At 33.3% G+C, this 7,120-nt stretch carries 8 protein-coding genes and 1 tRNA gene; 5 read left to right on the forward strand and 4 right to left on the reverse strand.

What is annotated here, in order from left to right; all coding sequences use genetic code 11:
- Positions 1 to 35 precede the first annotated feature (35 nt).
- The 5 genes from groL to der all read left to right on the forward strand — a co-directional run bounded on the left by groL (position 36) and on the right by der (position 4,953).
- A complete protein-coding gene (groL, locus tag ACIQZ1_RS04620) occupies positions 36 to 1,661 on the forward strand; it encodes a chaperonin GroEL (protein ID WP_396159489.1) in 1,626 nt (541 codons plus the stop codon).
- Positions 1,662 to 1,882: 221 nt separating this feature from the next.
- Positions 1,883 to 1,955: transfer RNA gene (locus tag ACIQZ1_RS04625), tRNA-Met, on the forward strand.
- Positions 1,956 to 2,095: 140 nt separating this feature from the next.
- Positions 2,096 to 2,548: a KTSC domain-containing protein gene (locus tag ACIQZ1_RS04630; protein WP_396159491.1), complete on the forward strand. Its 453-nt coding sequence runs from the start codon at positions 2,096 to 2,098 to the stop codon at positions 2,546 to 2,548.
- A gap of 78 nt (positions 2,549 to 2,626) precedes the next feature.
- Positions 2,627 to 3,511, forward strand: a complete 885-nt coding sequence (gene era / locus ACIQZ1_RS04635; protein WP_396159493.1) for a GTPase Era — start codon at positions 2,627 to 2,629, stop codon at positions 3,509 to 3,511.
- A gap of 131 nt (positions 3,512 to 3,642) precedes the next feature.
- Positions 3,643 to 4,953: a ribosome biogenesis GTPase Der gene (der, locus tag ACIQZ1_RS04640; RefSeq protein WP_396159495.1), complete on the forward strand. Its 1,311-nt coding sequence runs from the start codon at positions 3,643 to 3,645 to the stop codon at positions 4,951 to 4,953.
- Between the two features lie 77 nt (positions 4,954 to 5,030).
- On the opposite strand, the gene ACIQZ1_RS04645 is transcribed toward der, so the two are convergent.
- The 4 genes from ACIQZ1_RS04645 to ACIQZ1_RS04660 form a co-directional block, all read right to left on the reverse strand.
- Positions 5,031 to 5,849 carry a TPM domain-containing protein gene (locus ACIQZ1_RS04645; RefSeq protein ID WP_396159497.1) on the reverse strand — a complete coding sequence of 273 codons (819 nt, stop codon included), beginning with the start codon at positions 5,847 to 5,849 and terminating at the stop codon, positions 5,031 to 5,033.
- Complete coding sequence (locus tag ACIQZ1_RS04650) at positions 5,830 to 6,270, reverse strand: TPM domain-containing protein (protein WP_396159500.1); 441 nt, start codon at positions 6,268 to 6,270, stop codon at positions 5,830 to 5,832. The genes ACIQZ1_RS04645 and ACIQZ1_RS04650 overlap by 20 nt, the downstream gene beginning before the upstream one ends.
- Before the next feature lie 21 nt (positions 6,271 to 6,291).
- Positions 6,292 to 6,873 carry a LemA family protein gene (locus ACIQZ1_RS04655; RefSeq protein ID WP_396159502.1) on the reverse strand — a complete coding sequence of 194 codons (582 nt, stop codon included), beginning with the start codon at positions 6,871 to 6,873 and terminating at the stop codon, positions 6,292 to 6,294.
- 29 nt (positions 6,874 to 6,902) lie between these two features.
- Positions 6,903 to 7,120: hypothetical protein (locus tag ACIQZ1_RS04660; protein ID WP_396159504.1), on the reverse strand; the 218-nt coding region annotated here is incomplete at its 5' end.

Raw genomic sequence — 7,120 nt, forward strand, 5'->3', positions numbered from 1 at the left:
ATTTTGTGAAAACTAAATAAAAAACAAATAAAAAAATGGCAAAAGATATAAAATTTGATATTGAAGCACGTGACGGTTTAAAACGTGGTGTGGATGCGTTAGCAAATGCAGTAAAAGTTACTCTAGGTCCTAAAGGAAGAAATGTAATTATTTCAAAGTCATTTGGAGGACCAACGGTTACTAAAGATGGTGTTTCTGTTGCAAAAGAAATTGAATTAGCAGATCCGTTAGAAAATATGGGTGCGCAAATGGTAAAAGAAGTCGCTTCAAAAACTAATGATTTAGCTGGAGACGGAACTACTACGGCTACAGTTTTGGCTCAAGCCATTGTGAAAGAAGGGTTGAAAAACGTAGCAGCTGGAGCCAATCCAATGGATTTAAAGCGTGGAATCGATAAAGCAGTAGAAGCTATTGTAGCTGATTTAGCAAAGCAAACTCAATCTGTAGGCGATTCTTCAGAAAAAATAAAACAAGTAGCTTCTATTTCAGCAAATAATGATGAAACTATTGGCGATTTAATTGCGAAAGCATTCACTAAAGTAGGAAAAGAAGGTGTAATTACTGTTGAAGAAGCTAAAGGAACCGATACTTATGTAGATGTTGTAGAAGGAATGCAATTTGATAGAGGTTATTTATCACCTTATTTTGTTACAGATGCAGACAAAATGGTCGCAGAATTAAGCAATCCGTATGTGTTATTATACGATAAAAAAATCTCAAACTTACAAGAGTTATTGCCAATTTTAGAGCCTGTAGCACAATCAAGTCGTCCATTATTAATTATTGCGGAAGATGTTGATGGTCAAGCTTTAGCAACTTTAGTTGTTAATAAACTGCGTGGTGGATTGAAAATTGCTGCAGTTAAAGCACCAGGTTTTGGAGACAGAAGAAAAGCCATGTTAGAAGATATAGCTATTTTAACAGGTGGTACTGTAATTGCGGAAGAAAGCGGTTATTCATTAGAAAATACAACTTTAGAAATGTTAGGTACTGCCGAAACTATTTCTATCGATAAAGACAATACAACTATTGTAAACGGTGCAGGTGAAGCGGAATTGATAAAAGGCCGTGTAAACCAAATTAAAGCACAGATGGAAACTTCGACTTCTGATTACGATAAAGAAAAGTTACAAGAACGTTTGGCTAAATTAGCTGGTGGTGTAGCTGTATTGTATGTTGGTGCTGCTTCTGAAGTAGAAATGAAAGAGAAAAAAGATAGAGTTGACGATGCATTACATGCTACTCGTGCGGCTGTAGAAGAAGGAATTGTTGCAGGTGGAGGTGTTGCTTTAGTGCGTGCTAAATCTGTTTTAGCGACTTTAAAATCAGAAAACGCAGATGAAGCTACTGGAATTCAAATTATTTCTCGTGCCGTTGAAGCACCTTTAAGAACCATTGTTGAAAATGCAGGTGGAGAAGGTTCTGTAGTAATTGCAAAAGTAACAGAAGGTTCAGGTGATTTCGGATTTAATGCAAAAACAGGAGAATACGTTCAAATGTTAGCTGCAGGAATTATCGATCCGAAAAAAGTAACTCGTGTGGCTTTAGAAAATGCAGCCTCTGTAGCAGGTATGATTTTAACTACAGAATGTGCCTTAATCGAAATTAAAGAAGATTCAAATCCAGCTCATATGGGAGGTGGAATGCCAGGAATGATGTAATTTTTTTCTGTCATACTGAACTTGTTTCAGTATCTTAATATAAAAAATCCGTCTAGAAATTGTACTTGACGGATTTTTTCATTGTAAATGAAACAGTTACAATAAAATCCATAAAATATACTTATTTCTTTGGTAGTTTAGAATAAATACGTATATTTGCAGTCGAATTAAGTAACACATATTCTCACTTTTAAAGTATAGAAGTAGAATTAAACATACATCGCGGGATAGAGCAGTAGGCAGCTCGTCGGGCTCATAACCCGAAGGTCACAGGTTCGAGTCCTGTTCCCGCTACTAAGTAAGCCATTCAGAAATGAGTGGCTTTTTTTATGTAATGAATTCAATAATAAATGATTATGTTTTGGTGTTGTTTTGATTTTTCTTGTGTATTTAAAGAATAAATCACTATTTTTGCACTTTTATTTTAAAAATCTATGACTACACAGAAAATTATTGGGTACAGAAAATTACTTAATGTTACTAGAGATGCAACATTAAAAGAATTAAAAACAATATATAGAAATAGTATGAAGGAAGATCATCCTGATACTATTTCAGATCCAGTTGAACGTTTAGCAGCTGAAGAAAGAAGTAAAAACATTATTGAAGCGTACCACTTTTTAGTAAGTATCGCTCCAGAAACTAGAGAAAAAGTAAAAGCAGAATACTTAGCTACAACTACAACTTCACAAATTGCCGATTTTTATATGGACAAAGGTGTTTTGTATATTAGCTTTGCAGACGGAAGTAAATTCGAATACTTTGGTGTGCCAAGAAATACGTATGTGAAAATGGTAAACGCCGAATCACCAGGTCGTTTTGCTCGTCGTCACATTTATAACGAATTCACTTACCGTAGCGCAAGTAAATTAGTTGCGTCAGAATAACTAACTAACATAATATTGTACAAGAAGCCATTCTGAAACGAGTGGCTTTTTTATGTACCTTTGTAAAAAATAAAATATATGTCGCATAAAGCAGGTTTTGTAAATATAATCGGAAACCCAAACGTTGGAAAATCTACCTTAATGAATGCTATGGTAGGCGAGAAGTTGTCTATCATCACAAGTAAGGCACAAACCACACGTCACAGAATTTTCGGAATTGTAAATGATGAAGATTATCAAATCGTCTTTTCTGATACACCTGGGATTATTAAACCTGCATACGATTTACAAACCAGTATGATGGATTTTGTCAAAAGTGCATTTTCTGATGCCGATATTTTAATCTATATGGTTGAAATAGGTGAGAAGGAATTAAAAGACGAAGACTTTTTCAATAAAATTATCAATGCTAAAATTCCCGTTTTACTTTTGTTAAATAAAATTGATAAATCCAATCAGGAAATATTAGAAGAACAAGTACTAACGTGGCAAGCAAAGGTTCCCAATGCTGAAATTTTTCCAATTTCGGCTTTAGAAAACTTTAATGTAAAAGAAGTGCTAAATAGAATTGTAGATTTATTACCGCTTTCGCCACCATATTATCCGAAAGATGCGTTAACAGATAAGCCAGAACGTTTTTTTGTAAATGAAACCATTCGTGAAAAGATTTTATTAAATTACGATAAAGAAATTCCGTACGCAGTGGAAGTCGAAACCGAAGAGTTTTTAGAAGATGAAAAAATCATAAGAATTCGCTCTGTAATTATGGTAGAACGCGATACACAAAAAGGAATTATTATTGGACATAAAGGTGCTGCGCTGAAAAAAGTAGGCATGCAAGCTCGTGCCGATTTAGAATTGTTTTTCGATAAGCAAATACACATTGAAATTTTCGTAAAAGTGAATAAAGATTGGCGAAACAATGCCTTTCAATTACGAAGATTTGGATACAATCAGAAGTAATAAGTAATAATTAGTTTATAGAATTTAGAGGATAGTTTGGAGCAATACGTTTTGTATTACTTACAAAAACTCCTAACTATAAACCCTAAACTCGCAACTTTTAAACTATCTTTGCACAAAATATAAGAATAATGAATAATATTGTAGCCATAGTAGGAAGACCAAATGTAGGAAAATCTACGCTTTTTAATCGTTTAATCCAACGTAGAGATGCCATCGTAGACTCTGTGAGTGGCGTTACGCGTGATAGAAATTATGGAAAAAGTGAGTGGAATGGAAAAGAATTTTCTGTAATTGATACAGGTGGATACATTAAAGGTTCTGATGATATTTTTGAAGGCGAAATAAGAAAACAAGTTGAATTAGCTATAGATGAGTGCGATGCCATTATTTTTATGGTAGATGTGGAAGAAGGCATTACGCCAATGGATGATGAAGTAGCAAAATTATTACGTAAGGTTACTAAACCTGTTTTATTAGCTGTAAACAAAGTAGATAATTCAAAACGTGTTACAGATGCATTAGAGTTTTATAATTTAGGATTAGGCGAATATTTTACTATTGGCGCTATGAATGGAAGTGGAACGGGTGAATTATTAGATAAATTAGTGGAAGTTTTACCTGAATTGCCAGAAGCTGTTGAAGATGAAAATCCTTTACCTCGTTTTGCCGTTGTTGGTAGACCAAATGCTGGAAAATCCTCTATTATTAACGCGTTAATCGGTGAAGATAGATTTGTGGTTACAGATATTGCTGGAACTACTCGTGATGCCATTGATACCACATACAACCGTTTTGGTTTCGAATTTAATTTAGTAGATACTGCCGGAATTAGAAGAAAAGCCAAAGTAAAAGAAGATTTAGAATTTTATTCTGTAATGCGTTCGGTTCGTGCCATTGAGCATTCAGATGTTTGTATTTTGGTAATTGATGCCACTCGTGGTTTTGAAGGACAAGACCAAAGTATTTTTTGGTTGGCCGAAAAAAACAGAAAAGGAATTGTAATTTTAGTCAACAAATGGGATTTAGTTGAAAAAGATACTATGACCGCAAGAGATTACGAACGTAAAATTCGTGAGCAAATTCAACCGTTTACAGATGTGCCAATTCTATTTGTATCTGCATTAGAAAAACAACGTTTATTAAAAGGATTAGAAACTGCTGTTGAGGTTTTTGAAAACAGAAAACAAAAAGTACCGACATCAAAATTCAACGATTTAATGTTGCCAATTATTGAAAACCAACCACCGCCAGCGTTAAAAGGGAAGTATGTAAAAATTAAATATTGCATGCAATTGCCTACTCCGGTACCACAGTTTGTGTTTTTTGCTAACTTGCCACAATATGTAAAAGACCCATACAAACGTTTTATTGAAAACAAATTACGTGAAAACTACAATTTTAGTGGTGTGCCAATAGACATTTACTTCAGACAGAAATAACAAAAAAACCGATAAGTGATTATCGGTTTTTTATTTTAACCCTTTTAGGTTATATTTCTTGAAAATAAATTACTTAATTACCAGCTTCCTCCAGCACCTCCACCAGAAAAGCCACCACCACCGAAGCCTCCGCCAAATCCGCCACCAGATGATGATCCGCCGCCAAAACTTCCGCCGTTGCGTCCTAAACTACTTAATATAATAATATCCATTAAGTCAGGACCACCAAATCCTCCTGAGTTGCCGCCATTATTTCTTTTATTTTTAGAGGCTATGATTAAGAATAAAATCACAAAAACTATTATGATTAGTATGGGAATACTACTTCCTTTATCTTTTTTTCTTTCGCCTTTGTATTTTCCAGTTAATACTTTAAAAATGGCATCAGTACCTTTGTCTAATCCAGTATAATAATTTCCTGCTTTAAATTCCGGAATTATAACATTTCTAACAATTTCACCAGTCATTCCTGCTACAAGTTGCACTTCTGTTCCATAACCTGATGAAATCCAAATTTTTCGGTCATTTTTCGAAAGCAAAATTACAACACCATTGTCTTTTTCAGCATCTCCAATTCCCCAAGCTTCTCCCCAATTTGGCGTTAAAGTTTGGATATTGTCGCCGTTTAAATCTTCAATTATAATAGCAACAATTTGTGTAGAAGTGGAATCCGAATATCTAACTAATTTTTCTTCTAATTGTGTTTTTTCAACGTCAGATAAAAGTTTTGCATAATCATAAACTGAAGTTTGTAAACTGGGTTTTTCAGGAATTGTAAATTGTCCTAACGAAACTTGAGAAAACAATAAAAAAGCAAGAAAGGCAATACAACTACTACTTTTTAGAATTTGGAACTTAAATTTTCGAATTTCCATATTAACCTCTTGAAATTTCATTAGACAATTCATTTGTGTCGGTTTCATCATCATATGGAAAATGTTTTTTCAATTGTATACCAGCTTCTAAAATCCCTTTAATTAAACCGTCTTTATATTGTCCAGCTTTGAATTTTTCAATCACAATATCTTTGGTAGAATTCCAAAAATCGGGTGCTACTAAATCATTTATACCTTTATCACCAAGAATTGCAAAACTTTTGGTTGCTGTACAAATGTAAAAAAGCACACCGTTTTTCAATTCGGTGGCATCCATATTAAGAATATGAAATACCTCTTTCGCTCTTTCCATTGAAGGTTTGGTACTATTTTCTTCAATATGTACACGAATTTCACCCGAAGTATTTTTTTCGGCAATCACAATCGCTGCAACAATTTCTTGTTCTTCAGCTTTAGATAAAAACGCTGTGCTTTCTAGCATTATTTTGTGTGTTTTACTGAATTAGAATTTTACTTTTGGAGCATTTTCTGCTCCAGCAACAGCTTTAAAGTACGCTTTTTCAGTGTAACTACCTAAAAATATATTTTGTGGCATAGCTAAAATATAACTATTAAATTTTTCAACAGATTGGTTAAAACGAGTTCTCGCAGTTAAAATTTGGTTTTCTGTACTCGCTAATTCATCTTGTAGTTTTGTGAAATTTTCTGTCGCTCTTAATTGCGGATACGCTTCAACGCTAACTAAAAGTTTTGATAATGAACTTGTAATACCACTTTGCGCTTGATTAAATTGATCTAATTGAGCTGGAGTAATATTTTTCGGATCAATAGTTACCGAAGTTGCTTTTGCTCTTGCTTCTACAACTGCAGTTAAAGTGCTTTTTTCAAAATCCGCAGCACCTTTTACGGTATTGACTAAATTGTCAATTAAATCAAGTCTTCTTTGGTAAGCTGTATTTACATTTCCCCATTCTTTTTCTGTGGCTTGACTAAATAGTAACGCTTTGTTTTTAACATTCATGAAGTATAAAAATCCTAAAATAAGAATTCCTACGACAACTAATACGGGAGCAAATTTTTTCATAATTTTTTGATTTTAATTTAAGTTAATTTTTATGTAATTTGATTTTCTTTAAAATAATACAATAATCCTGTAATAAAGCTAAAAGAAATAAAACCAATGGTCCAGAATACTTTTTCGTTATTTTTTAATTTTACAGAATGATTAATTTGATAGATGCCTAACACGATGTAACACAAGGTAGAAAATAATCCTAACATCAAAAATAATGTTGCAAATTCCAAATGATAGATTTTTAGAAAACTACCAA

Origin of the sequence: Flavobacterium sp. (assembly GCF_044341185.1) — a bacterium.
In the GTDB taxonomy this organism is placed as follows: Bacteria; Bacteroidota; Bacteroidia; order Flavobacteriales; family Flavobacteriaceae; genus Flavobacterium.

What these genes read in the sequence shown, in the direction of transcription:
- groL (WP_396159489.1), top strand. Translation starts at nt 36, where the DNA reads ATGGCAAAAGATATAAAATTTGATATTGAAGCACGTGACGGTTTAAAA.
- ACIQZ1_RS04655 (WP_396159502.1), bottom strand. Translation starts at nt 6,873, where the DNA reads ATGAAAAAATTTGCTCCCGTATTAGTTGTCGTAGGAATTCTTATTTTA.
- ACIQZ1_RS04645 (WP_396159497.1), bottom strand. Translation starts at nt 5,849, where the DNA reads ATGAAATTTCAAGAGGTTAATATGGAAATTCGAAAATTTAAGTTCCAA.
- ACIQZ1_RS04650 (WP_396159500.1), bottom strand. Translation starts at nt 6,270, where the DNA reads ATGCTAGAAAGCACAGCGTTTTTATCTAAAGCTGAAGAACAAGAAATT.
- ACIQZ1_RS04630 (WP_396159491.1), top strand. Translation starts at nt 2,096, where the DNA reads ATGACTACACAGAAAATTATTGGGTACAGAAAATTACTTAATGTTACT.
- era (WP_396159493.1), top strand. Translation starts at nt 2,627, where the DNA reads ATGTCGCATAAAGCAGGTTTTGTAAATATAATCGGAAACCCAAACGTT.
- der (WP_396159495.1), top strand. Translation starts at nt 3,643, where the DNA reads ATGAATAATATTGTAGCCATAGTAGGAAGACCAAATGTAGGAAAATCT.